This is a genomic window from Paramesorhizobium salinisoli (assembly GCF_003335045.1).
Taxonomy (GTDB): domain Bacteria; phylum Pseudomonadota; class Alphaproteobacteria; order Rhizobiales; family Rhizobiaceae; genus Paramesorhizobium; species Paramesorhizobium salinisoli.
In genome coordinates this window covers 525,947-551,697 of the sequence record NZ_QOZG01000001.1, presented here as the reverse complement: position 1 = coordinate 551,697, position 25,751 = coordinate 525,947, and the positions used below count along the sequence as shown (strand labels likewise).

At 59.7% G+C, this 25,751-nt stretch carries 24 protein-coding genes and 1 riboswitch; of the genes, 16 read left to right on the top strand and 8 right to left on the bottom strand.

Going from position 1 to position 25,751, the window contains the following annotated elements:
• Positions 1–20: 20 nt before the first annotated feature.
• A complete protein-coding gene (locus tag DUT91_RS02555; RefSeq protein ID WP_114438768.1) occupies positions 21–482 on the bottom strand; it encodes a YbhB/YbcL family Raf kinase inhibitor-like protein in 462 nt (153 codons plus the stop codon).
• 1,047 nt (positions 483–1,529) lie between these two features.
• Positions 1,530–1,783, top strand: a riboswitch (cobalamin riboswitch).
• A gap of 221 nt (positions 1,784–2,004) precedes the next feature.
• On the opposite strand from DUT91_RS02555, the gene DUT91_RS02550 reads away from it, so the two are divergent.
• From DUT91_RS02550 to DUT91_RS02540, 3 genes are read left to right on the top strand one after another with little or no spacing between them, the layout of a single operon-like run.
• Entirely contained in the window at positions 2,005–3,051 is a 1,047-nt protein-coding gene (locus DUT91_RS02550; RefSeq protein WP_114438767.1) for an ABC transporter substrate-binding protein, read from the top strand.
• Between the two features lie 32 nt (positions 3,052–3,083).
• Entirely contained in the window at positions 3,084–4,088 is a 1,005-nt protein-coding gene (locus tag DUT91_RS02545; protein WP_483466841.1) for a FecCD family ABC transporter permease, read from the top strand.
• Complete coding sequence (locus DUT91_RS02540) at positions 4,085–4,858, top strand: ABC transporter ATP-binding protein (RefSeq protein WP_114438766.1); 774 nt, start codon at positions 4,085–4,087, stop codon at positions 4,856–4,858. The genes DUT91_RS02545 and DUT91_RS02540 overlap by 4 nt, the downstream gene beginning before the upstream one ends.
• Here DUT91_RS02540 and DUT91_RS02535 read toward each other — a convergent pair.
• From DUT91_RS02535 to DUT91_RS02515, 5 genes are all read right to left on the bottom strand, one after another.
• Positions 4,846–5,232 (bottom strand): hypothetical protein, encoded by a 387-nt coding sequence (locus tag DUT91_RS02535; protein WP_114438765.1) that lies wholly within the window; start codon positions 5,230–5,232, stop codon positions 4,846–4,848. The two genes, DUT91_RS02540 and DUT91_RS02535, sit on opposite strands and share 13 nt — an antisense overlap.
• 70 nt (positions 5,233–5,302) lie before the next feature.
• On the bottom strand, positions 5,303–7,843 hold the full coding sequence (gene ctaD / locus DUT91_RS02530; protein WP_114438764.1) for a cytochrome c oxidase subunit I: 2,541 nt from the start codon (positions 7,841–7,843) through the stop codon (positions 5,303–5,305).
• A gap of 6 nt (positions 7,844–7,849) precedes the next feature.
• The gene (gene coxB / locus DUT91_RS02525; RefSeq protein WP_245419449.1) at positions 7,850–8,845 is read right to left on the bottom strand and encodes a cytochrome c oxidase subunit II; all 996 of its coding nucleotides are present in this window, start codon (positions 8,843–8,845) and stop codon (positions 7,850–7,852) included.
• On the bottom strand, positions 8,842–9,990 hold the full coding sequence (locus DUT91_RS02520) for a c-type cytochrome (RefSeq protein ID WP_114438763.1): 1,149 nt from the start codon (positions 9,988–9,990) through the stop codon (positions 8,842–8,844). Before DUT91_RS02520 ends, coxB begins: the two co-directional genes overlap by 4 nt.
• Positions 9,987–10,556, bottom strand: a complete 570-nt coding sequence (locus tag DUT91_RS02515; RefSeq protein ID WP_281032579.1) for a cytochrome c oxidase assembly protein — start codon at positions 10,554–10,556, stop codon at positions 9,987–9,989. The genes DUT91_RS02520 and DUT91_RS02515 overlap by 4 nt, the downstream gene beginning before the upstream one ends.
• A gap of 277 nt (positions 10,557–10,833) precedes the next feature.
• Between DUT91_RS02515 and DUT91_RS02510 the strand changes: the two genes are divergently transcribed.
• The 6 genes from DUT91_RS02510 (at position 10,834) to arsH (ending at position 15,724) form a co-directional block, all read left to right on the top strand.
• Positions 10,834–12,420: an MFS transporter gene (locus DUT91_RS02510; RefSeq protein WP_245419500.1), complete on the top strand. Its 1,587-nt coding sequence runs from the start codon at positions 10,834–10,836 to the stop codon at positions 12,418–12,420.
• A 119-nt stretch (positions 12,421–12,539) separates the two neighbouring features.
• On the top strand, positions 12,540–12,884 hold the full coding sequence (locus tag DUT91_RS02505; protein ID WP_114438760.1) for an ArsR/SmtB family transcription factor: 345 nt from the start codon (positions 12,540–12,542) through the stop codon (positions 12,882–12,884).
• A gap of 118 nt (positions 12,885–13,002) precedes the next feature.
• Positions 13,003–13,530, top strand: coding sequence for an arsenate reductase ArsC (locus DUT91_RS02500; RefSeq protein ID WP_114438759.1), 528 nt, complete (start codon positions 13,003–13,005; stop codon positions 13,528–13,530).
• Position 13,531: 1 nt separating this feature from the next.
• Complete coding sequence (gene arsB / locus DUT91_RS02495) at positions 13,532–14,590, top strand: ACR3 family arsenite efflux transporter (RefSeq protein ID WP_114438758.1); 1,059 nt, start codon at positions 13,532–13,534, stop codon at positions 14,588–14,590.
• Positions 14,591–14,601: 11 nt separating this feature from the next.
• Complete coding sequence (arsC, locus tag DUT91_RS02490; protein ID WP_114438757.1) at positions 14,602–15,024, top strand: arsenate reductase (glutaredoxin); 423 nt, start codon at positions 14,602–14,604, stop codon at positions 15,022–15,024.
• Entirely contained in the window at positions 15,017–15,724 is a 708-nt protein-coding gene (gene arsH / locus DUT91_RS02485; RefSeq protein WP_114438756.1) for an arsenical resistance protein ArsH, read from the top strand. The genes arsC and arsH overlap by 8 nt, the downstream gene beginning before the upstream one ends.
• A gap of 5 nt (positions 15,725–15,729) precedes the next feature.
• On the opposite strand, the gene DUT91_RS02480 is transcribed toward arsH, so the two are convergent.
• A complete protein-coding gene (locus tag DUT91_RS02480) occupies positions 15,730–16,296 on the bottom strand; it encodes a GNAT family N-acetyltransferase (RefSeq protein ID WP_114438755.1) in 567 nt (188 codons plus the stop codon).
• A gap of 83 nt (positions 16,297–16,379) precedes the next feature.
• Here DUT91_RS02480 and DUT91_RS02475 point away from each other — a divergent pair, with 83 nt between their 5' ends.
• The 6 genes from DUT91_RS02475 (at position 16,380) to DUT91_RS02450 (ending at position 22,909) form a co-directional block, all read left to right on the top strand.
• Positions 16,380–17,273 carry a LysR family transcriptional regulator gene (locus DUT91_RS02475; protein ID WP_114439012.1) on the top strand — a complete coding sequence of 298 codons (894 nt, stop codon included), beginning with the start codon at positions 16,380–16,382 and terminating at the stop codon, positions 17,271–17,273.
• A 311-nt stretch (positions 17,274–17,584) separates the two neighbouring features.
• Positions 17,585–18,739 (top strand): NAD-dependent epimerase/dehydratase family protein, encoded by a 1,155-nt coding sequence (locus tag DUT91_RS02470; protein ID WP_342634435.1) that lies wholly within the window; start codon positions 17,585–17,587, stop codon positions 18,737–18,739.
• Positions 18,740–19,075: 336 nt separating this feature from the next.
• Positions 19,076–19,669 carry a dTDP-4-dehydrorhamnose 3,5-epimerase gene (rfbC, locus tag DUT91_RS02465; RefSeq protein ID WP_342634434.1) on the top strand — a complete coding sequence of 198 codons (594 nt, stop codon included), beginning with the start codon at positions 19,076–19,078 and terminating at the stop codon, positions 19,667–19,669.
• Complete coding sequence (locus DUT91_RS02460) at positions 19,666–21,054, top strand: NAD(P)H-dependent oxidoreductase (RefSeq protein WP_114438753.1); 1,389 nt, start codon at positions 19,666–19,668, stop codon at positions 21,052–21,054. The genes rfbC and DUT91_RS02460 overlap by 4 nt, the downstream gene beginning before the upstream one ends.
• The gene (rfbF, locus tag DUT91_RS02455) at positions 21,051–21,842 is read left to right on the top strand and encodes a glucose-1-phosphate cytidylyltransferase (RefSeq protein ID WP_114438752.1); all 792 of its coding nucleotides are present in this window, start codon (positions 21,051–21,053) and stop codon (positions 21,840–21,842) included. The genes DUT91_RS02460 and rfbF overlap by 4 nt, the downstream gene beginning before the upstream one ends.
• 146 nt (positions 21,843–21,988) lie before the next feature.
• A complete protein-coding gene (locus DUT91_RS02450) occupies positions 21,989–22,909 on the top strand; it encodes an exostosin family protein (protein ID WP_147272141.1) in 921 nt (306 codons plus the stop codon).
• An 11-nt stretch (positions 22,910–22,920) separates the two neighbouring features.
• Here the strand turns inward: DUT91_RS02450 and DUT91_RS02445 are convergent, their stop codons facing one another.
• Complete coding sequence (locus DUT91_RS02445) at positions 22,921–24,366, bottom strand: lipopolysaccharide biosynthesis protein (protein WP_114438750.1); 1,446 nt, start codon at positions 24,364–24,366, stop codon at positions 22,921–22,923.
• A gap of 300 nt (positions 24,367–24,666) precedes the next feature.
• Here DUT91_RS02445 and DUT91_RS02440 point away from each other — a divergent pair, with 300 nt between their 5' ends.
• On the top strand, positions 24,667–25,701 hold the full coding sequence (locus DUT91_RS02440) for a glycosyltransferase family A protein (protein ID WP_114438749.1): 1,035 nt from the start codon (positions 24,667–24,669) through the stop codon (positions 25,699–25,701).
• Positions 25,702–25,751 lie beyond the last annotated feature (50 nt).

Below are 25,751 nucleotides of genomic sequence, written 5' to 3'. Positions count from 1 at the left end.
TGCATTTCCGGGAGTTTGCTTTAGCGCTGGTAGATGCCGACCAGTTCGGCTTCCTCGATCACATGCTTGCGCGCCTCATGCCAGATCTGCTGGGCACCGGCCTTCGCGGGGATGGCGAGACGTGGAACGTCGAGCGCCGCCAGACGGAAATGATAATGGTGCGGATCATCGCCAATGGGTGGTTCCGGTCCATCATAGTGGGCGTTGCCGAAATCATTTATGGCGTAACTCAGCGCATTATCTCGGCTCGTATCGATGCTTTCGGGCAGGCCTTCCCGGTCCGCCGGGATGTTGTATACCGCGCAGTGTCGGAAAATTCCCTTGGGGGCATCCGGGTCTTCCACAATGAGAACGAAGCTTTGCGTGCCGCCGGGTATCCCCGTCCATTTCAGCGGCGGCATCAGGTTTTCGCCATCGCGCGCATATTTCGTGGGAATGGTTTCGCCTTCAGCAAAAACAGGGCTGGTGAGAGTAAGCGGCATCTGGTGTCCTCGTGATTTGCAACCTGAACATGACCTCCCGAAAATGCCGGAGGCCTCATGGCGAGGGACTGCCAAGTCGGATTCCATCAGGATTTTAGCGGTCGATCCTCTTTTTTCTTATCGCGTTCTGGTGGAACCTCTTCGGCGGTCCATTGTTCCAAGCAACTGAAATTTCATCGGTAGGGAAAGGGAAATCCACGGGCTTTTCAACGCGAATGCTGCTGCGATCGAAGGTTGGGAATGTCGAGTTCGGGGAGGTTGAGAAAACAAGAGAATATGCCCATGCAATACGTATGATTGCATAGGATGAGTCATTCAAATGCGTGAAGACAGACCATCCTGAGAAAAGCCGCGAAGAAACTGCCCGTAATCGGGTGACGGCCTGCAACGTTTAAATTATTACTGTTGATATTATTGGGAGTGCTGTATGCCTCGGTGCACCGAGTCGATATTGAGTTCCGTCTCAGGCGATAACGCCGCGCAGTTCATTGAACACAATGCAGACCACGACGAAAACACTGGCGTAACTCAGCCAGACCAGCACGTCTTTCAATCCGCGATCATTCGTCTCGTACATTGTACGGTCCCCCAAGAAGTTGCGAGAGATAAATAGTATTATTAACTAAAAGTCAACAAGCTATTCTCGCTATCCTGCGTTGAATTGAAGGCCCGGCGACAACGGGAGGGGATGACCATCGCCGTCGGGCCTGATGAGAGGCGTTTCGTAACCGATAGCCCCTCCACCGGCGATGCTTTCACATGCCGAATACCGACGACCTCACTTGGATTTAGCACCGACCGCCAGCTTCGGTTGTAACCCGCCGCGTGCGATTTTGTTCCGTCATAGGTGCGGAAATCCCTTGTCCTGCACTCAAATTTCCAGGCCTTCCTCATGAAGTGTTGACTTGATATGTTATTACGTTACAAAAATCGCGTGGCGAACGAGTTGAACTCTGAACATCGGGGAACTCAAGGAGGAAGACGTGCGGCGGATATGACATGATGAGATTGTTGGACCGGCTCGCCTTGACTGCGGGCTTCCGGCAGTCCTAAAAACAGCGTGACGGTTCCCCGAAGAATGACTTCGAGGGGATTAATAGGGAACACGGTGAGGACGACCCAATCGGGACCAAGACCGTGGCTGCCCCCGCAACTGTAAGCGGATTGCTGAACGTCCTTGTGACGTCCCTTGCCTTATAGGGATGTCATGCCACTGCCAGGTTCATCCAAGAACTGGCGGGAAGGCAGATGTGAAGCAGATATCTGCGAGCCAGGAGACCTGCCGTCGAAGTCGAAGATCCAATTTCACGGGCGGGGTTGCTCGTAGAGGAGACATCATGGCCAAGTCTTTCAGCCGGGTAGACCGGCTTATTTCGCATATTTTCCATCCGCTTGATCAATCCTTGCCGATTTCGGAGCCGACCTCCGGCTGAAGCCGGCGCTGCATCCATTCGGCCGTTTGCTCGCCGCCCATCAGGACCGCGCGCGCCGCCTCCACATATCAAGCTATCAGGGTAAGACTATGCGAAAATCAATTCAGATACGCGCCCGAAAGACCGGGTTTGCCTTTGTGGCCATTTTCGGACTCATCGCAAGTGCTTCGATAGGCAAGGCCGCAGAACATACCGTTTATCCGCTCACGCTCAAAAATTGCGGTGCTTCGGTAACCTTCAAGAAAGCCCCCGAAAAAGCCGTCACGATCGGCCAGAACAGCACGGAAATCCTGCTCTCGCTCGGGCTCGCCGATAAGATGGTGGGAACCGCCGTCTGGGTTGGGCCGGTCCTCAAAGGGTTCGAGAGCCAGAATGAGAAGATCAAGCGGCTTGCGGACAACAGCCCGAGCTTCGAATCGGTCGTTGCGCAGGAGCCTGAGCTCGTCGCGGTACAGTTCGAATCGGATGTCGGCCCGAGCGGTGGGGTCGGTACGCGCGAGCAGTTCTCCGAACTCGGCATTCCGACCTATATCTCGCCGGCGGATTGCGCCGCCAAGGACAATTCCGGCGGCGGCGATGGTGTCCGCAAGGAACCGTTCACGATGGAGCTGGTCTACCAGGAAATTCGCGAACTCGCGCGGATATTCGATGTCAACGAGCGCGGCGAACAACTCGTGACCGATCTGAAAAAACGCGAGGCGGAGGCCATCGCGTCAGTTGCCGGAAGCAAGGCGGTGGGGCTGCCTGTTATTTTCTGGTTTTCGAGCAAGGACCTCAAGGGCGATGCCTTCGTTGCAGGTAAAAACGGCGCGCCGGCCTATATCCTGCAGGCGCTGGGTGCAAAAAACGTGATCGATACGGACGAGGAATGGCCGCTCGTCAGTTGGGAGACGATCATCGGCACCAACCCCGCTGTCATCGTCATCGCGGAAATGGACCGGCGCCGCTATGCCGCCGACGATCCGACCGTGAAGATCAGGTTCCTGGAGGCTGATCCTGTCACCAGCCAGCTCGAGGCGGTCAGGAAAAAACGTTTCGTCATGATGAACGCGCAGTCGATGAACCCGACGATCCGCACGATCGACGGAATCGAGGCGCTTGCCGATGGCATCAAGAGATTCGGACTGACGAATTGAGCATCCATCCGATTCAATGGGAGAGGCGAGGTCTGCAGGCCTCGCTTGCTGTCCTCTCGATCGCAGCGCTTCTGATTTCCATCGCCATGGCGGTTTCCATTGGCGAGATGACGATACCGTTGGCGACGACCTTCAAGGCGGTGGTCAACCGGGTATTCGGTGCAGGCTTCGAGATCAGCGGCATCCAGGAAGGCATTATCTGGAGCTATCGCCTGAGCCGTGCACTGGTCGCCGCCTGCTGCGGGGCGGCGCTGGCGCTTTCCGGCGTCATTCTGCAGGCGCTTCTCCGCAATCCGCTGGCCGAGCCCTATGTGCTCGGCATTTCCGCCGGTGCTTCGACCGGCGCCGTGGCTGTGATGATCCTGGGCTTCGGCCACGGTGTTCTCACCTTGTCGAGCGGCGCCTTCGCAGGCGCAATCGGTGCCTTTGCCCTCGTTTCGCTTCTTGCTGCCGGCTCCGGCGGCAGCCATGACCGGATCATTCTGGCAGGCGTCGCCGGCTCGCAACTTTTCAACGCGCTCACCTCCTATATCGTCACGACATCGGCCAATGCGGAGCAGGCGCGGGGCGTCATGTTCTGGCTTCTGGGCAGCCTCGGCGGCGTGCGCTGGCCGGACGTCTATCTCGCAGCCCCAGTTGCGCTCGGCGGATTTGTCGTCTGCATATTTCACGCCCGCGCCCTCGATGCCTTCACCTTCGGGACGGATGCCGCCGCCGCACTTGGTGTTCCCGTCGCCCGTGTGCGGATCGTCCTCCTGGGGCTGACCGCGATCATGACCGCGACGATGGTCAGCATCGTCGGTTCGATTGGCTTCGTCGGTCTGGTCATTCCGCACGCCGCCCGCTTCATCGTCGGGCCGGGGCATCTGCGGCTCATCCCGGCATCGGTTATTTCAGGGGCGATCTTCATGGTGCTTGCCGACATCATCTCGCGGATCATCATACCACAGCAGATCTTGCCGATTGGCGTGGTGACAGCTCTGTTCGGCGCGCCGGCTTTTGCATTCATTCTCTACAAAGCGAGGAGGGCGGTATGACCATATCCGTCAAGGACGCACGCTGGACAGCGTCCGGCAAGATGATTGTCGATGGCATCACGCTCGATATCGAGGCGGGGCAGATGCTCGGTCTGCTTGGGCCGAACGGCTCGGGAAAATCGAGCCTGTTACGGTTGATCTGCGGCCTCAGGCGGGTCGAAAGCGGCGTGATCCGGCTTGGCGACGACGAAATCGGGCTGATACCGCGCGCGCAGCTTTCGCGGCGGATCGCCATTGTCGAGCAGCAGGCGACGACGGACGCGCAGGTCACCGTCAACGATGTCGTTCGGCTTGGTCGCACGCCGCATCGCAGCCCGCTTTCTCAATGGACCATGAGGGATGACGCGGCAGTCAATCATGCGCTTGAGAGCGTTGGGATGTTGGAGAAGCGCGCGCAGTCCTGGCACACGCTCTCGGGCGGCGAACGCCAGCGGGTTCATATCGCGAGGGCGCTCGCCCAGACGCCAGCGGAACTTCTCCTGGACGAGCCGACCAACCATCTCGATATCCAGCACCAGTTGGATATCCTCTCGCTGATCTCAAGATTGCCTGTGACCAGCGTCGTCGCGCTGCACGATCTCAACCTTGCAGCGATGTTCTGCGACAGGATCGCCATCCTGCACCACGGGCGGGTGATTGCTGCAGGTGATCCCGGGACGGTTCTCACCGAAGAACTCGTCGCGGATGTTTTCGGCGTCAGGACGTTCATCGACCGGTCGCCGCATCACGGAAAGCCGCATATCCATTTTCTCGCCGCTCACCGGAGTTGAGCGCAGGGGTCGAGGATGAGCGTCGTAGCGCCGGCCAATGCGATGCCGATGAGCGCGAGGACGCCCAGCCAGCGCATCGACGACAGGATGAAAGAGCGGTTGTCATTCGCAGCGGCGTCGAAACGGAAGATGCGTGCAACCCGCCGTGGGCGCCATAGGGTCAACATGACCGCTGCCATCGCAATCACTGTCACGCCGGCGACCAGCATTGATATCAGCCAGGGATCGACTTGCGTCCTGCCGGCGATCCTGAAGGCGCAGAGTGCGGATTGCGGGCCGTAGACCAGCAGGAGATGGGCCGCCCAGATGATCGGCCCGATGAGCAGAAAGAGGATTGCCCCGGCGATCGGACCGTTATCGTTTCCGGCTTTCATGCTGTCTCCTTTCCTGTGGCGATGATTCTGGAAACCGCTCCAAATCCTTGTTTTGATGCAAGTTCACTTTCTAGCCCACAAGCCGCGGGAAGCCATGGACCAACGCCAGGCCGAACAGGGACTGACCGACGGTATAGTGATATAGCAGCGCCATATTGTCGAAGGTGACGCGCCGCTCACGGTCGAGTTTGCCGGCGAAGTGACGGGCGATCGTGAAGCCGCCGAATATGACCAGAGTGAACGCCAACTGGCCGAACAATGCCGCCCCCATATAGACCATGGCTCCATAGGCGTTGGCGGTGGGGGAAAGGCCTGTCCGCCAATGTCCGGCAAGTTCCACGCCCAATGATCCTACAAGACAGGCCACGGCCAGGAATATCGCGATGGGCACCGCCATGCGCTTTGTTCCGGCTGGGGGCAGCATGCGCTCGGTCAGGACGATCAGTGCCGAACCTGCCAGCAGGAGAAGCGCTGCCGCAGCCGGCCATCCGAGATCGGGTGGCGCGGGGGAGCCGGAAGGGGCCCATGTATCGGGCGATACGGTCCACAGAAAGAGGTAGGAAAAGACATAGGAGAGATAAAGCGAGCCTGCGACGAACATCAGAACGATCATGGCCCACCAGGAATGAGACGACGGGCCTGATACATAGGTGGGCAAGCTAATGCCGCCGCCGATATCAACCAGGCCCTTGGATGGGCCGGGATCGAGAGCCCAGGCCCAGATCAGGCAGAAGGCAATGGCGAGAATGCCGCAGACAATCGAGATCGTGACGAGCTTGACGGTTAAAAGCAGGAAGAAGGCCGCCGTGAAGATCGCCGCCAGAAGGGGAGACCAACCTGACGTGGGCATCTGGATCACATATTGCGGCTTTGCATCGATCGGGGAGGTGACAAGCGTCTCCCGTCCGCCGGTCGGCGCATTGGGAAGGTAATACCGGCCCTCCTTCACGTCATCGGCGAGGTTCGGCTGATCCCACAGAGGCTCCCGGCTGGTGACGAGCGGAATACTGCGGTTTGAATAGACATCGTTCGGTAGCCATTCGAGCGTTCCCGCCTGCCAAGGATTTTCCGGGCCACCGCGTCCGGGACGAAAGTGCAGGACGAGGTCGATGACGAACAGCAGGACGCCAGCGCCCAGAATATAGGAGCCGATCGTCGAGATCAGGTTCAGCGTGTCCCAGCCGAGCTCGCTCGGATAGGTCCAGACGCGCCTCGGCATGCCGCGCAGGCCGGTCAGGTGCATGGGAAAGAAGGCGATATTGAAACCCGAGAACATCAGCCAGAATACCCAACGCCCGAGACGTTCGGACAGCATGCTCCTGCCCGCCTGCGGTGCCCAGTAATAGAAGGTCGCGAACAGCGGGAACACCATTCCACCGACCAGCACGTAATGGAAATGAGCGACGACGAAATAGGTGTCGTGGACCTGGAAATCGAACGGCACCATTGCGACCATAACACCGGTAAGGCCGCCGATGGTGAAGATGAACAGGAAGCCCAGGATGAACAGCGAGGCCGTGGTGATGCGGAATTTCTTGCGGCCGGCGGCGATGGTGGCGATCCATGAAAAGACCTGGATGCCGGAGGGAATGGCGACCGCCATGCTCGCCGCCGAGAAGAAGGCGAGGCTGAGGGCCGGAATGCCCGTCGTGAACATATGGTGCACCCACAGGCCGAACGAGAAGAAGCCGGTGGCGATCAGGGCGATGACGATCAGCCGGTAGCCGACGAGCGGCGTGCGCGCCATGGTCGGCACCATCATCGAGACAAGCCCTGCAGCGGGCAGGAAGATAATATAGACTTCCGGATGGCCGAAGAACCAGAACAGGTGCTGCCACAGAAGGGAATCGCCTCCCTTGGCGGCGGTGAAGAAGGGCCAGCCGAAGGAGCGCTCTATCTCGAGCATCATGGTTGCGAGAATAACAGCCGGGAAGGCGAACATGATCATGCTGGCGAAGATGAGCATCGACCAGGCAAAGATTGGCATCTTGGCGAGTGTCATGCCGGGCGGGCGGGTCCGCAAGGCTCCGACGACGATCTCGATTGCGCCCGCTATCGCAGAGATTTCGATGAAGCCGATGCCGAGCAGCCAGAAATCGGCATTGTCGCCCGGAGAATATTCCTTGAGCGTGAGCGGCGGATACATGAACCAGCCGCCATCGGGCGCGAGGTCGTAAAGGATCGTCGAGAAGAAGACGAGCCCGCCGATGACATAGGCCCAGATAGCGAATGCGCTGAGCCGGGGAAAGGGTAGATCCCGCGCCGCCAGCATCTGCGGCAACAGCAGAACCCCGAGCGCCTCGACCGCCGGTACGGCGAACAGGAACATCATCGTCGTGCCATGGACAGTGAACATCTGATTATAGAGTTCCTGGCCAATGAAATCGTTATTCCCGGTGGCAAGCTGTGTCCGCATGAGAAGCGCCAGCACGCCGGCCATGAGGAAGAACAGGAATGCGACCCCGATATAGAGCAGGCCAATCTCGGTATTGTTCACCGTCGTGACGATGCGCCATCCGCGCGGCGTCGCCCATATGCGCTTTAGCTCTTCGAGTTCGCCCTTGGGGCGGGGCGTCTTGTTCGGCAGGTCGGAGCGAGGTTGGTTTTCCATGGCCGTTCACCGCAATTGCGCAAGGTAGGAGGAGAGGCTGGCCAGTTCCTCATCGCTGAAGATGGGATAGGGCGGCATCAGGTTTTCCGGCTTGATGTGCTGGCCGTCGCGTATCCAGCGCGCGAAGGCTTCCGCATTGTTGGGCAATGTCGCGGCAGCGAGCGAATGCCTGCTGCCGACATGGGTGAGGTCGGGGCCGATAGCGCCGGTCGCAGCGGTGCCCCGCACGGTATGGCAAGCGCCGCAGCCGCTGGCGATAAACAGCGCCTGCCCACGCGTCTCAAGCTCGTCCGTCGGCTGGTGTGCGTCCTTGGCTTCATCCGCAAGCCACGCGGCGAAATCCTTTTCAGGCATTGCTATGACGAAGAAGGACATCAGCGCATGGGCTCCGCCGCAATATTCCGCGCATTGACCGCGGCTGACACCGGGACTTGTGACATCAAGGGTCAGCGTGTTGGTCCGCCCGGGGATCATGTCGAGCTTTCCGGCGAGCTTGGGCACCCAGAAGGAGTGGATCACATCCGCCGAAGTGAGGTCGATCTTGACGGGACGGCCCACGGGAATGCGCAGTTCGTTGGCGCTTTCGATGCGGCGGCCGTTCTCGTCGCGGTAGATGACGCGCCACCACCAGCGTTCGCCGACGACGGATATGCGAAGCCCGTCTGAGGTATCGGCGGAACCGCCGCCCATGCCGAGAACGAAGATGCCGTAGGCGAGGAGGAAGGTCAGCGTCACAGCGGGGAAAATCAGTCCTGCGCCGATGACCAGCCTTTCACCGGCGAGCTGCTGGCGCCATCGCTCGTTGGCGAAAAGCGCCACCGATGCGATGATGGCGGTAATGATGAAGACGGCGGTGCAGAAAATGATGAGCACCCAGGAGAGCGTATTGATCCTCTCGGCTTCTGCGCCTGTTGGGTCGAGCGCGGACTGGACGCCGGCGCATCCGCTCACGACGAAGAGCAAAATTGCCGCGGCGGGCCAGACGAAGCAACAGCGCATCATTGCCTGGCCTCCGGCGAGGTTGGCCTGTCCAGCGCGGCACTCGGCGGTAGCGACGCGAAATAGGCCGCGACATCCGATATCTGCTCATCTGTCAGACGCCGCGCGACGGTCTCCATGATTTGACCGTAGCCGGTGGTATCCCGCCCGCCGCTCTGCCAGAGCCGCAATTGCCCGGTGAGATAATCGGCGTTCTGGCCGGCCAGCGCCGGAAACGCGGCGGCCCTGGATGCCGAATGGCAGGCAAGGCAAGGCGGCACACCGTTCTCGCTGTCGCCGTTCGTGGCCAGTATCCGGCCTCGCTCGATCCGCTTTGCGTCGGGCCTGTCGTTGTTCGGCTGTGGTTTGGCGCCGAGACGCGCATAATAGGCGGCGAGCTCGCGCATCTCGTCTTGGTCGAGGCTTTCCGCGACCGGCTGCATGATGCCGCTCGGACGCGTGCCGGCGGCATATTCGGCAAGCGTGCGCAGGAGATAGTCCGGCGATTGCCCGGCAAGCCTTGGGACGAGGTTGCTGATCGTTTCCCGGTCGGCGTCGTCATGACAGCGGATACATTGGGTGAGCGCGACTGTCCCGCCGCCATGCGTTGGGCTCTCCCCGGTTTCAGGAGGGAGACGGTCTACACCTGACAGGCGGAAATAGTCTCCCGCGACGTCACGGGGAAATTGCCTCAGAAACGCGGTCAGCGCCCAGACCTCGTCGCCACGCTCCTGAGATGACCAGGCCGGCATGCCGGTATATTTGAGCCCGTGCTTTACCGTCCAAAAGACCTCTTTGGACGATTGCCGTGCGACGGGGTCAGCCAGAGGCGGCGGGGGAGGCAGCATTCCGCTGACAATCGCGTCGATGGGTTCACCCGGCCTGCTATGACACGGCGCACAGCCGCCTTCGTAATGCGCAGCGCCGAGGCTGATCAGATCCGGATCATCGAGCGGCGGCGGGCTTTCGACAAAATAGCTGTATGTTTCGACTGATTGGCGGCGGAGCGTTTCGAGCAGCCATGTGGTAATGGCGAAATGCTCGCGCGTGGCGGCGACATTGTAGACGCCGGACCATATGAAGGCAGCAATGCCGGCGGCGAGGAAAACGGCGATGATGCCGGTAGCAAGAGCCAGTCGCTTCCAGGCCGCAAATGTTCCTGGGATCATGCCCGCGCCTCTTGCACGGGAACCGGAGATGCGGCGGTGTCACTGGATATCTCGTTGAACCAGAGTGTGGCGATGACGATGCCGGCCAGCACATAGGTTGCCGGGCAGGCGGTGAGCATCAACAGTCCCGCCAATTGCTGGTCGGCAACGGTGATCCCGGAGAGATGGGCGGCGTGGTGGCCGGAAAGGACGGCGGGATAAAGGGTGCGCGGTGCGAAGACGAAGAGGATGCCGAGCAGGCAGAATATCTTGCTGGTGATCAGCAGGGCCAGGATGGCGCGCCAGCGTCGATGACCGCCGATGAGGAATATCGCCGACCAGAACCACAACGCACCGAGAAAGAGCGATGCCTGCATGAGGAGATGAAGCGCATGCGACCGCATGGCGGCGTCGAGCGCGGGCGGCGCATGCCATGCCCATAGCAGGGCCAGTTGCACGATCATGGCGGGAAAGAGCAGATTGCGAACGGGCATCCGGCTTTTCGGCTGGTTTGCCGGCCAAATCCGGTTGCATGCCAGTGCGATCAGGGGCGCGCAGGCATTCATCAGAATGATATGCGTGACCATATGCCCGGTCAAAGGGCCAAAATCACTGAACATTTTCGCCAAACGTGCAGCGTGATGAAACGTTCCGCTTGTGGAGGTGATCCGTTCAGGATCGCACCCACTTTTGCCTACGTCCTGATCTAAAAAGTGAACGTCCATGCGAAGCCCCCGCAGTCCGCCACTGGCATTGCCTGTTGGCGGGGCTATAACTGTGTCAGTTCACGGCTCAGATGGTTCATCAAAAAAGAGACGCAGCGTGCCGGACCGAAAATCGCCACTGGCTCCGTTCAGACATGACATGTTCCGCACCATCTGGATCGCGAGCCTTGCATCCAATTTCGGCGGGCTGATCCAAGCCGTGGGCGCCGCCTGGATGATGACCTCCATTTCCAATTCGGTGAATATGGTCGCGCTGGTGCAGGCCTCCACGGCGTTGCCAATCATGCTGTTCTCGCTGGTGTCGGGCGCGCTCGCGGATAATTTCGACCGGCGCCGGATCATGCTCGTCGCCCAGTGTTTCATGCTGACGGTTTCGGCAGTGATGACAGTTTTCGCATATCTCGGCCTGATCACGCCGTGGCTCCTGCTAGGTTTTACCTTCCTGCTCGGCTGCGGGACGGCGCTCAACAATCCGTCGTGGCAGGCATCGGTCGGCGACCTCGTGCCGCGTGAAGATCTTCCAGGGGCTGTGGCGCTCAACAGCATGGGTTTCAACATCACGCGTAGCGTCGGGCCAGCGATCGGCGGTGTGATCGTGGCTGCGGCGGGGGCTGCTGCGGCATTCGCCGTGAATACGCTGAGCTATTTCGCCATCATCTTCGCGCTCACCCGCTGGCGGTCGGGCATCGCGCCGAGCATGCTGCCGCGCGAGACGCTGGGACGCGCCATCGGAGCAGGCCTGCGCTATGTGGCGATGTCGCCGAATATCGGGAAGGTGCTGTTCCGCGGCTTCGTCTTCGGCCTTTCGGCAAGCGCCGTCCTGGCGCTCCTCCCGTTCGTGGCGCGCGATCTGATTGGCGGCGGTCCGCTGGTCTATGGCGTCATGCTCGGTTCGTTCGGGATCGGGGCGATCGGGGGTGCGCTCCTCAGCGGCCGGTTGCGCGAGATGTTGTCGAGCGAAGGGATCGTGCGGTGGGCCTTCCTCGGATTTGCCGCCAGCGCCGGCATCATCGGTTTCAGCTCCAACGTCTGGTCAACCAATGCCGCGCTTCTGATCTCCGGGGCCTGCTGGGTTCTGGCGCTCTCGCTGTTTAACGTGACCGTGCAGCTTTCGACGCCGCGCTGGGTGGTCGGCCGGGCTATGTCGCTCTCCCAGACGATGACATTTGCCGGCATTGCGGGAGGCAGCTGGATATGGGGCCTGGCGGCAGAGCAGTATGGTGCGGACAATGCGTTGTTCGCGTCGGGCCTGCTGATGCTGATCGGGGCTGCGCTCGGATTGCGCTATGCGCTGCCTGAGTTCAAGACGCTCAATCTCGATCCACTCAACCGCTTCAGCGAGCCGCTGCTGCGGCTGGATCTGCAGCCGCGCAGCGGCCCGATCGTCATCATGATCGATTACATCATTGCCGGGGAAGACGTTCCCGCTTTCCTTGCCGCCATGGCGGAGCGGAGGCGCATCCGTATCCGGGATGGAGCAGGGCAGTGGGCGCTGATGCGTGATCTCGAGAATCCGGAGATATGGACCGAGAGTTATCATACCCCCACATGGGTCGAATATGTGCGCCACAACCAGCGCCGGACGCAGGCCGATGCGGAAACCAGCGACAAGATCAGGGCGCTGCATCGGGGGCCAGCAGAGCCGCGCGTTCACCGCATGATCGAACGGCAGACCATTCCTCCGCACTATATCGCAGCCCACAAGACACCGGTCGATATGTCGTGATGCGGGAGCCGCGTCCTCTGCTTTCCGCTCGGGGTCGACTATCAGAATAACAAGATCGGCGTTCGCATTTCCTTCGATCCGGATTGACAGTCGCCAATCATATCGATATATCTCGAAATATGGAAAAGATGCAAACGATAGAGGCCTTCTCGGCCCTTGCCCAACCGACGCGCATGGATGCATTCAGGCTTCTGGTGATGCACGAGCCCGATGGGCTGCCAGCGGGGGAGATTGCGCGGCTTCTCGATATTCCGCAGAACACGATGTCGACTCATCTGGCAATCCTGGCGCGCGCCGGGCTGATCGTCTCCGAGCGGCAGAGTCGTTCGATCATCTATCGCGCCAATTTTGCGAGCATCCGCGGGGCGCTCAATTATCTCCTGAAGGATTGCTGTGCTGGCCACCCGGATATTTGCGCGCCGCTGATCGCCGACATCATTCCATGCTGTCCACCGAGAGCATGATGCCGAAAAGTGTGAAGCGGTTTTCGGGCGACATCATGCTCTCATTTTTTGGAATCGATCACGTTTATGATTTCGGATTGGACCAATCCAAAATCGTCGTGATCTAAGGAGAGGTCCAATGGCTGATCGCATCTACAATGTTCTCTTTCTCTGCACTGCCAATTCCGCCCGGTCGATCCTGGCCGAATCCATTCTGACGGCCGAGGGGCAGGGGCGTTTTCACGCCTTTTCGGCAGGCAGCCAGCCGAAGGGCACGGTCAATCCTCTAGCGCTGAAGGTGCTGGATGCGCTTGGTTATCCCTCGCAGGGTTTTCGCTCGAAGGGTTGGGAAGAGTTTGCCGGGCCGGACGCGCCCAAGATGGATTTCGTCTTCACCGTCTGCGACAGCGCTGCGGGCGAAGCCTGCCCTGTCTGGCCGGGGCAGCCGATGACGGCGCATTGGGGCATTGAGGATCCGGCGGCCGTCGAGGGCAGCGATATCGAAAAGGAGCGCGCCTTTTCAACTGCCGCCCGCTATCTCAAGAACCGGATTTCCGCCTTCCTCAACCTGCCGATGGAAGCAATCGACCATATGTCGCTGAACACAAAGCTGCACGATATCGGCAGAACTGAAGGCGTATCTTCACCCAAGACGGATGTAGCGTAATATGTCGATTTTCGAACGCTTCCTGACCCTCTGGGTCGCATTGTGCATTGTCGCCGGTATTGCGCTCGGTCATCTCGCGCCCGGCCTGTTCCACACGATCGGCGCGTTCGAGGTCGCCAAGGTCAACATTCCGATGGCGGTGCTGATCTGGTTGATGATCATCCCGATGCTGCTGCGCATCGATTTCGCTGCCCTTCGCGAAGTCGGAACATTCTGGCGCGGCATCGGCGTCACCTTGTTCGTCAACTGGGCGGTGAAGCCCTTTTCCATGGCGCTGCTCGGCTGGCTTTTCATCGGCTGGCTGTTCAGGCCCTATCTGCCGGCAATGCAGATTGATTCCTATATCGCCGGGCTGATTATCCTGGCCGCCGCGCCCTGCACTGCCATGGTCTTCGTCTGGTCGAACCTGACCAAGGGTGAACCGCATTTCACCCTATCGCAAGTGGCGCTGAACGATGCCATCATGATCGTCGCCTTTGCGCCTATCGTTGGCCTGCTGCTGGGTCTTTCGGCGATCACGGTGCCCTGGAACACGCTGGTCCTTTCGGTTGTGCTCTATATCGTCATTCCGGTGATCATCGCGCAAATCGTGCGCAACCGCCTTTTGGCCGGTGGCGGGCAGGCAGGGCTGGATCGCTTGCTGGCCACGTTGCAGCCGCTGTCGCTGGCAGCGCTGCTGGCAACGCTCGTCATGCTGTTCGGCTTCCAGGGCGAGCAGATCATCGCGCAGCCGCTGGTGATCGCGCTTCTGGCCGTGCCGATCCTGATCCAGGTCTATTTCAATTCGGGCCTTGCCTATCTGCTCAATCGCATCTCCGGCGAGCGGCATTGCGTGGCGGGTCCTTCCGCGCTGATCGGCGCGAGCAATTTCTTCGAGCTCGCGGTGGCCGCAGCCATCAGCCTGTTCGGCTTCAATTCGGGGGCGGCACTGGCAACGGTCGTCGGCGTGCTGATCGAGGTGCCTGTGATGCTGTCGGTCGTCTGGATCGTCAATCGCAGCAAGGGCTGGTACGAGCGGGGCGCATCCGTCAAGCCAACCGCGCAGCAGCAACATATTTGAAGGAGCATCCGATGGATGTCACAATCTACCACAATCCCGCGTGCGGCACGTCGCGCAATACGCTCGCCATGATCCGCAATGCGGGTATCGAGCCCGAGGTGATCGAATATCTGAAAACGCCGCCCAGCCGCGATCAGCTTAAAAGCATGATTGAAAAGGCCGGCTTGAGCGTGCGCGAGGCCATCCGCGAGAAGGGCACGCCCTATGTCGAACTCGGCCTCGACAATCCCGCACTCAGCGACGACGCGCTTCTCGATGCCATGCTGGAGAACCCTGTTCTGATCAACCGCCCGTTTGTCGTGACGCCGCTCGGCGTCCGGCTCTGCCGGCCATCGGAGATGGTGCTCGACATCCTGCCTTTGCCGCAGAAGGGCGCCTTCGCCAAGGAGGACGGCGAGGCTGTCGTTAACCAAGAGGGAAGACGCATTGTCTGATTTGCCTAATGCCGTTGCCGATGTTCTTCATATTCCCGTTCGCGCGGGGCTTTCGGCGCCGATTTCAACGCATCGGCCGCGTATCTTGCTGCTCTACGGCTCGTTGCGCGAGCGCTCCTATAGCCGCTTCCTGGCGCAGGAGGCTGCCCGGCTTCTGGAGCATTTCGGGGCGGAGACGCATATCTACGATCCCTCGGGCTTGCCGTTGCCGGATGGAGCGCCCGTGGACCATCCGAAGGTACAGGAGTTGCGCAAGCTGGCCGAATGGTCGGAAGGGCAGGTCTGGGTCAGCCCGGAGCGCCACGGCGCGATGAGCGGTGTTCTCAAGTCGCAGATCGACTGGATACCGCTTGCCGTCGGCTCCATCCGGCCGACGCAGGGGAGGACGCTCGCCGTCATGCAGGTCTGCGGCGGCTCGCAGAGCTTCAACGCCGTCAACCAGATGCGCATACTCGGCCGCTGGATGCGCATGATCACCATTCCCAACCAGTCTTCGGTGGCGAAAGCTTTTGAGGAGTTCAACGAGGCAGGCCGGATGAAGCCGTCCTCCTATTACGACCGGGTGGTCGATGTGATGGAGGAACTGGTCAAGTTCACGCTATTGACGCGCGATGTCTCTGGCTATCTCACCGACCGCTACAGCGAACGCAAGGAAGACGCGGCGAAGCTCGAGGCGCGGGTGAATTTGAAGGCGATCTGAAGCCGTTATCGGCCCGTCCTTGAAGGCGGAGCCGTATCTCCCGGTCCGAGCGCCCTTTGAACCAGGACCGTGTCCAGCCACCGGCCGTGTTTCCAGCCGACCGATTGCAGCGTGCCGATAACGCGAAAGCCGAGGCTTTCATGTAGCCTGACCGAAGCGTGGTTGCCGGAATCCCCGATGACGGCCACCATCTGCCGGAAGCCGGACGCTTCGGCTTCCTCGATCACCCTTGCCATCAGCTTCCTGCCGATGCCTCGGCCCTGGAAGTCCTCGCGTATATAGACCGAGCTTTCCACCGTGTTGGAATAGGCCGGCCTCGGCCGATAGGGTCCGGCATAGGCATAGCCGGCCAGTTTGCCTGAAACGATCGCGACCGCATAAGGAAAGTTGCCGGTGGCGAGCGCTTCGCGCCGCCTTGCCATTTCGGTTTCGGACGGCGGCTCGATTTCGAAGCTTGCCGAGCCGGTGAGAACCGCATGGCGATAGATCGCGGTGATTTCCGGTATGTCGCCTGTTTCGCTGTTGCGCAGAAGGAGATCGATGGCGGATGGGACTGGCAAGGATGGCTCCATTGGTTGGTGTTGCGATCTATTTGGCGCGTGCCCCTTCCAAAATAAAGCTTATTGTTCTTATGCGAGTCATAAGGGTTTCTTTGATGAAGGATTTCAATCTCACCCAGCTCCAGGCTTTCGCCCGGGTTGTGGAAACGGGGAGTTTTTCCGCCGCCGCCGAGCGCATCGGCGTCAGCCAGCCCGCCGTCAGCTTGCAGGTCAAGCAGTTGGAGCGCCAGCTTGGTGTGAGGCTCCTGGAGCGGATAGGCAGGAAAGCCACGCCAACGCAGGCGGGGCAGGAGCTTCTCGAACATATCAGCCGGATCAGCGCTGCGGTGGCGGATGCGGGAAGCGCGATGGGAAAATATCGCACCAGCAATGTCGGACGTGTGCGTCTTGGAACCGGGGCGACGGCCTGCATCTATCTGCTGCCTCCGATCCTGCGAGATTTGCGTAACAACTACCCCCAACTGGAGATTATCGTGCGGACGGGCAACACGCCCGACATATTGAGAGGCGTGGAGGAGAACAGCATTGATGTGGCGCTGGTGACGCTTCCGGCGGTGGGCCGGATGTTTCAGGTCACGCCGTTGATCAGGGATGAGCAGGTGGCGATCTTCGCGACGGGGGATGCGCCCCCGCAACCGATGGTGGACGCTGCATCACTCATGGCACGCCCCATGATTTTCTATGAGCCCGGAGGGCATTCGCGCGATATCATCGACGGCTGGTTTCGCGATGCTCGCCTGGTGCCGAAACCGGTCATGGAACTCGGCAGCGTTGAAGCGATCAAGAAACTGGTCGGTGCCGGACTGGGCTGCGCGGTGCTGCCGCGGCTGGCGGTGGACGGAAGCGGTTCCCAGGGCAATTTGGAGGTGCGGTCGCTCCGGCCGCGTTTGGTGCGGCAACTTGGTCTTGTGCTGCGCAACGACAAAATCCTGGATGCCGGGCTGCGGGCCGTCGTGGAAGCTGTGACCATGATGAAACCCCAGTCATAGTAAAATATCATTATGAATTGGATAGGCGCCGGCAGTGCCGGTCCGGTTTTACATGTCCGGTTGCGTTGCCGACGACCCAAAAGGGCGCGGAGAGGGCACTCTCATGCCGGCCCCTGTACAGATAGCCAAAATTCAGGGTTGAATTGCAAAATCACGTTAGATTTCCGCATCCTAACAAATTTGTTCCCTATTAGTTGTATTTCCCCCTAGATAGTTAAAAAAACCTATGCTACGTTGCACTGCAACAAAATAGCACATTTCGCCGTGCGTAAAGTTTATCTTGATCTAAACTTCGGATTTTGAAGTTTAGAATGACGCTTACACAAGTATATATTGTGAATTTGGGGTCTGCGAAGATGAATATTATGATTACGGGAAATATGGGTTATGTCGGACCCGCTCTTATCTCGCATATTCGGGATATTGTTCCACATTCAACTATCATTGGCGTGGATAGCGGGCTTTTTGCTCACTGTATAACCCAGAAAAATCTTCCCGAATGTGCGGTTGATATCCAAATTTTCCGCGACGTACGCGACCTAGACCGGTCTCTGTTCGAGGGGGTCGATGCGGTTGTACATCTGGCTGCTGTTTCCAACGATCCGATGGGATTTCGCTTTGAGGCAGTCACGGAAGAAATCAACCAGAAGGCGACGATCCGCGTGGCGGAGCTTGCCGCGCAGGCCGGAGTGAAGAGCTTCGTTTTTGCCTCGAGTTGCTCGATGTACGGCTATGCCGAGGGCGGCGCGCGCGCGGAGAATGACGGTCTGAACCCTTTGACTGCCTATGCAAGGTCCAAGGTGGGAGCGGAGATAGGCCTCAGGGATGTCTGCGCCAACAGCGATATGACTGTAACCGCATTGCGCTTCGCCACGGCATGCGGATTTTCGGGCCGTGTCCGACTCGACCTCGTGCTCAACGATTTCGTCGCATCTGCGCTGACGACGGGCCGTATTTCGGTGCTGAGCGACGGCACTCCCTGGCGGCCGCTCATCCATGTGAAGGACATGGCGCGGGCGATCGAGTGGGCGATGTCGCGTGCCTCTTCGGCGGGCGACAAGTTTCTTGCGGTGAATGCAGGATGCGAGGAATGGAATTATCAGGTGGCGGAACTGGCAGAGGCCGTGCGCGCAACCATTCCCGGGACAGAGATCGACATCAACCGGAACGCACCGCCGGACAAACGCTCCTACCGCGTGAATTTCGAGCTTTATCGGTCGCTCGCGCCGGACCATCAGCCCAAGGTTTTCCTGGAGGAGGCGATCGAGGACATACGAGACGGTCTCACGGCGATGGGGTTCGCCGATCCGGACTATCGTGCGTCCAGTTTCATCCGGTTCAACGTACTGGAGGCAGCACTGGAGCAGGGACGTTTGCAGCCTGATTTGCGGTGGACGGATCTGGGCGTGGCCCGGTCGGTGCGGATGCCGGTGTTCGAGCGCGTAGAGGCGGCAAACGCAGCGTAATCATTTTTACATTTCCGCGACGGAGCAGCGGAAATGGCCCTATCCGCCATTTTCATGGCGCGAGACGAATGAGGGGCGGCAGGCCGTGAAGGCATCTTCACGGCCTGCCGGGACCGGCGCATCTGTCCGGAGGCTGGAATTCGGCCTCCGGACAGCTGCGCCGCTTCAATAGCTTACAGCTTCTTTGGTTCTGAAGGACGGAGGGCGCTGTAAGGAGACACCGATCTTCAGCCATCGCCCGGATCAGTTTGCGGGGGCGATGCGGAGGGAGGCGGCGGAGAGAAGATTGACTGAAGGCAATGTGGGGACCGCTCAATGATATTCCGTGAAACGGGATTGAAAGATGCTCGGCTGATCGATCTCACCACGAGAGGTGATGAACGGGGCTTTTTCGCACGGCTTTTCTGCGAAAACGAATTCGGTTCCGCAGGACTGGAAACCGATTTTGTTCAGATCAACACATCATTGAGCGCCAAGGCGGGAACGCTGCGCGGCATGCACTACCAGCTGATGCCTTCGGCGGAGGTGAAGGTGGTTCGCTGCATCCGGGGCGCGCTTTGGGATTGCATCGTCGATCTGCGTCCCCATTCCCCAACATTCGGCAAGTGGTTTGGCGCGACCTTGAGCGCTGAAAACCGAACGATGCTTTATGTTCCACGCGGCTTTGCGCATGGCTTCATCACGTTGACCGACGATGTGGAGGCGCTCTACCTCGTCAGCGCGTTCTACGCTCCCGAGCAGGAGCGGGGTCTCAGGTGGGACGATCCCTTCTTCGCGATCGAATGGCCATGCCAGCCGGTCGAGATATCGGCCAAGGACGGATCCTGGCCGTCGTTCGATCCTGACTACCACGGCGTCGAAGGCTTCCGTTCGCTCGCCGGCGCTCCGGCGCTTTCGAATGGTGCTTCAGTTCATGGAGCGCCGGCATGATCATCGTCGATAATGCCATCAAGGCGCGGCTGCAGACCGGACGGCCTGTCGTCGTAGGCATGTACGGCATCGGGTTCATGGGCCGTGGCATGCTCATCAATGTCGAGCGCTACATGAAGGTTCTGCGTGTGGCGGCCATCTGCAATCGCAATGTCGAGCGGGCGATCCGGGCGTTCGTCGATGCGGGGGTGGCGCGCAGTGAAATCGTCGAGGTGACGAGCGCCTCGGCCATGGCCCATGCGTTGCAGGCGGGAAAGCGGATTGTGACGAGCGATCCCACTTTGATCGCGCGCTCCGCGACGATCGATATCGTGCTGGAAACGACCGGTCATGTGGAATATGGCGCGCGCGTCACCATGGAATGCATAGAGTACGGCAAGGACATCGTTTCTCTCAATGTCGAACTCGACGCTACTGTCGGGCCATTGCTGCGCGTGAAGGCCGAGGCTGCAGGCGTCATCTTTTCCGGCGCCGATGGCGACCAGCCCGGAGTGACGATGAACCTCGTGCGCCATGTCGAGGCGATGGGGCTCAGGGTTCTCGTCTGCGGCAATATCAAGGGGCTGCAGGATCGCACCCGTAACCCGACCACGCAGGAAGGCTTCGCCAAACAGTGGAACCAGACACCCAGCATGGTCGCGAGTTTCGCCGACGGCACCAAGATGACGGCCGAGCAGGCGATCGTCGCCAATGCCGTGGGGCTGAAGGTTTCTCAGCGCGGCATGATCGGCAGGGAATATGACGGGCATGTCGACGATCTCGTGAATTTCTACGATATCGACCGGTTGCGCGAGCTTGGCGGCATTGTCGATTATGTCGTGGGAACCAGGCCCAGCCCCGGCATCTATGTGCTGGCAGAAGCACGCGATGAAAACCAGGCGTTCTTCCTCAATCTCGGCAAACTGGGCAAGGGACCGCTCTACAGCTTCTACACGGCCTGGCATATGACGACACTCGAGTTTGGCATATCGGTCGCACGCGTATCGCTCTGCCGCGACGTGGTGATCGGCAATACCAATGCACCGTCGGTCGACGTCGTCGCGGCTGCGAAAAGGCCGTTGCGGCAAGGCGAAACCATCGATGGTATCGGCGGCTACATGACCTATGGCGAGGCGGAGAACTACGATGTTTCACGCAGGGAAAACCTGCTGCCCATGGGGCTCGCCGAGGGATGCCGGCTGAAGCGCGACATTCCTGCGGACCAGGCGCTCACCTATGACGATGTCGTAACGCCCTCCGGCAGCGTGGCCCATGCCCTGCGGCGTCAGCAGGATGCCCTGTTTCCGATCGAGACCCATCAAGAAGAATTGGTTTCGGCATTCGGCATGGCTGTATCGCAGAAGCAGTCCTCAAACCTGGAAGACGAAAGGACGGGTGTTCTATGAAGGTCGTCATCTTTGCGGGCGGCTATGGTAGCAGGCTTACGGAGGAAACCACCTCCCGGCCAAAGCCGATGGTGGAAATAGGTGGCCGCCCGATCATCTGGCACATCATGAAGATCTATTCCCATTACGGGTTCACCGACTTCGTCATTCTCGCCGGATACAAGGCTGAGTTCATCAAGTCCTATTTTTTGAATTATTTCATGATCAACAGTGATTTCACGGCAGACCTCGCCACCGGCGAAATCACATGGAAGCGCAAATATTCCGAGGATTGGAAGATCACCGTTCTCGATACGGGCGCCGATACGATGACAGGCGGGCGCCTGAAGCGGGCGCGCGACGCCATCGGCGAGGAGCGCTTCCTGCTGACCTATGGCGACGGAGTGTCGGACACCAACATTCCGGAAGCCATCAAGACGCATGAGGAGGGTGGCAACTGGATCACGCTGACGGCTGTCACCCAGCCGGGGCGTTACGGCGCGCTGGGCCTGTCGGAGGATTCATCGAAGGTCCGGGCGTTTCGCGAGAAGGCGGCGGGCGACGGCGGTCTCATCAATGGCGGGTTCTTCGTCTGCGAGCCGCAGGTCTTCGATCTCATCGACGGGGATGAGACAGTCTGGGAGGAGGAGCCGATGGAGCGGGTCATAGAGCGCGGCAAGCTAGGGGCCTACTGGCACCGGGGCTACTGGCAGAGCATGGACTCGCTGCGCGACAAGATGGTGCTGGAAAAAGAATGGGCAAGCGGCCAGGCGCCGTGGAAGCTCTGGGGCGTGAGAACGCCGGACTAGGGCAGGTAACAGGAGCATGATGCGAAAAACGCGCGAAGCGTTCGATATCACGCTCGTACTTATGGGAATGGATCACGTTCGACGCATTCGGCTCAAGCCGAAGTCATCGTGATCTCGTTGGCGGTCAGCCAGATTGGGTTAGTCAAATGAGCAGAAGGAATGAGAATGCAATTGATATAACAATCGATCTCCCGTTTGATCTGTTGCAAACGTTGAGATTGGTTCATGCGATCAGCGAAGCCGGGTTCCGGATCTGCATCGCGCCGGGCGACGAAAAAAAGCTTGTCGTTTTGAACCGGATTTTCGGGCTCAACTACAGAGTCGGCACATCGGGCGCGGGTAAAATCTCCGGCCTTTATATCGACCATATGACACCGGTGACACGGATCGGATCCATCGAGCGGCCGCTCGTCGTGCCTGCGGGGATCTTTCGCCATTGCCGGGAACGCTGGCAGGAAGAGCGCGGCGTGGATGTTTCCTTTGCCGGCCTTCTCACCGATAGCCGGCGCACGGCCATCAATGACTGGCTGCGTTTGTCGCATCTCGAACAGCTTGCGGTTCCCGACAGCAAGCCGACATTCCTCAGCGCATTGGTGCGCAAGATCGCCCGCAAGGCTGGCATTTCGATCGCCGACTATGTCGGCACGGAAAACGTCAAGATCTATCTGTCTGACCAGGGCCGGGTCTTTCCGCGCAAGTCCTGGAATACAGGATATTACGATCTGCTGCTGAACTCGAAATTCGTGCTTTGTCCGAGCGGGGATTTCAAGAACAATGGCATTGCCTGGACGTATCGCTTCTTCGAAGCGGCGATTTGCGGCGCTGTTCCCATCGTCGAGGAACCTTGCGAGGCCTATGAAGGCTTCAGCTATCGGCTGATGAGCGCACCGCTGGAATCTCTCCAATGGTCGCGCGTGGATGCGGAGCACAATTTCGCTCTGGCACTCCAGAGGCTGACGATCGATCCGGATATTCTGCGGTCCGAAATCCTCCGCCTGTTGCCGATGCCGGGCGTCGAACTCGACACGGTGCGGAAGGATTACGTGAACGGGATCTACGCGACCTGAGCCACTCCGCTTTAGCGGCGGAGTGCCGCGAGGGAGGATAGCGCCTCCCGCTGGGTCGCAAACATGAGCGGGAGGTAGATGACCCCGCCGGCCGCGATGCCGGCAAGCAGGAGGAGGAGGTCGCTCTCGATATGCGGCCTGGCATAGCCGAGGAGAAAGCGGACGAGCGCGGCCATTGCAACCGCGCTCGCAAGGGGAAGAACAACGCAATGAATGGCTGCTCGCACGGGAATCTTCGCGACGGTGAAGACCACTGCGGCATAGCCGATCATGATGAAGACATTGGCGATGCACAGGGCGAGGCAAACGCCGACCAGGCCGTCGATCGTTGCGCCGATCCATGTTCCGACGACGACCACGGCGGCGCGGGCGAGGGCGAACCACCACAAAACGCCTGCATGGCCGGTGGCCTTGAGGAAGGGAATGAAGCTGCCGCACGGGGTCATGATGCCCTTGGCGACCGCGAGGAGGCCGAGCACCGGCCAGGCAAAGGTCCATTGCGTGCCGAAGACGACGCTCATGGCGGGCTCGGCCACGGCCCAGAAGCCGAACAGCATCGGCGCAAGCAGGACGCTGGTCATCTGGGTGCTCTGCATGAGCGCGCGGCTACGCCGCTCCGGCTGGTCCGACATGGTGGAGAAGGCTGGAAAGAGCACGCCCATCAGGCCGGACAGCACGATCTGGTTCGGCAGATCGGAGAGGCGGTTGGCAACGCTGAAGGCGCCGGCATCGGCAAGGCCGAGCACCCTGGTGATCACCACGAGGGGTGACTGAAACGAAATGAAATTGGCGAAGTCGGCGCCGGCGATACGGCTGCCATAGCCGAACAGAGCACGGAGCTTGGCGAAGGAGAAGCGGAAGCGCGGCATATAATGGCTGGCGAACATGAGGCCGCCCAACCGCACGATGGCGCTTACGAATTGCTGGAGAACCAGCGCCCAGACACCGAGGCCCGCAAGAGCGGCCGCAATGGCGACAACCGCGCCCAAGGCCTCGGAGATAACGTTCCAGAAGGCGTCTTTGGCGAAGGCCATGCGCCGCGAGAGCATGGAGGAGGCGACGTCCGCACCGAGATAGATGGGGAAAAGGAAAGCGAATATCTGGAGGAGCCACTTGGCTTCCGGCGCACCGAGCAGCTTCGCGACGAACGCAGCATTGAAATACAGGAGGGTCCCGAGAAGGCTGGCCACCGTCAGATTGGTCCAAAAGACCGTATCCTGCGCTTCCGGATCTTCCTTTTCCTCCCGGATGAGGCCGGCAGACAGGCCGGCGCCGCCTATCAGGAGCAGGAAGAAGACAACGATCATGCCGGTGGCAACAACGCCGAACTCCGCGGGCGTGAGAAGGCGGGCAAGAATGGGAACGCTGATGAACTTGAGGGAGAAGACAACAATCTTGGACAGGATGCTCCAGCCGACATTCTTGACGATCGTGCGGCTCGCCCTGATGTTGTCCATGCAATGCTCCAGATTGTGCTGCGGGTACGCTCAGGCGTGTGTGAGTCCTAGGCCAGGATTGGTCGCATATTTTGATTGCCGCCGCGAAGATATCTGCTGGGATGCTGTTCCGGCCGAACTCGGGTACAGGCCAAACAGACCGCCAAATCTTAAGGGGCATGCGGAACGTCGTAAAGCGCTAATTGTGCGCTGCAGCAATTTCGTGCCTTGGCTCGGTAGCTATGCCTGCGGGTTTCACGTCATCGACAAAATACAGCGAATTGACCGGTTCGGGGCCTATTGGCAGATCAAGAGGGGCATATGAAATCCGAGACTGTCATCGCCGTCATCATTCCTTTCTACCAGCGCGAGAAAGGCATTTTGGCGCGCGCGCTTCGCTCCGTATTTGCACAGGATCTCCCGGGAGATATCCGTCTGAAGGTGGTGATCGTCGACGATAGCTCGCCGGTTTCCCCTTCAGGGGATATAGAAAGCATCACGCCGGATCCAAGACAACGGATCGAACTGATCAGCCAGATAAATGGCGGGCCGGGCGCGGCCCGCAACCGGGCGCTGGCTGCGCTTGATCCGGGCGAAGTGTCGTTCGTCGCCTTTCTCGATTCGGACGATGAATGGAAATCAGATCATTTGAGCAAGGCGATTGCGACGCTTTCAGCCTCTCCCGATTATGATTTCTATTTCTGCGACCATAGGCGCTTCAACACCGACAAAAGCTGGTTCGAGGAAAGCGAGATTTTTCAAAAATGGACGAAGGGCGAGATCAGCCCGGTACCGGCTCCGGTGCCGGGGTTCGATCACATCTACCAGATGCCTTCGCGCCTCGCCTTCAGCGCCTTTCTCACCGAATATCTGAGCCAGACATCGACCGTCGTCTATCGTTTTTCCAAATTCCCGGAAGCGAGATTCGATATCGATCTGCGCAGCGCCGGGGAGGATCACATGCTGTGGATCACGCTTGCCCGCAAGGCTGGCGTGGCGGTGTTTTCCACCGAGCGCAACGTCATTTGCGGGCAGGGGGTGAACATCTATTTCTCCGCCTTCGACTGGAACCTGCCGCAGACCGTGGACCGCTACGGCTATCTCGTCGTTTTCCTCACCAAGCTCATACGGAACTTCGAGATCGAGCAGCCCGACAGGCAGATGATCGAGGCGCGGCTTGCCAAGTTCAGCAAGGTCTATGCCTATCTGCTTGCCCGCGGCCTGGCCAAGGGCAAGGTGCCGAACAGAACGCTTCTGTCCAAATTATTCAAGCTCGACCCCGCACGTATCCTGGGTCTTCCCGTTTTGCTGGCCCTCATGCTGAAGGACAAACACAACGGCAACTGGGACTGGTAATTCAGGCTTGCTTTTCCGCATGATCTTGCCCGAAATCCCGCAATTTTTCG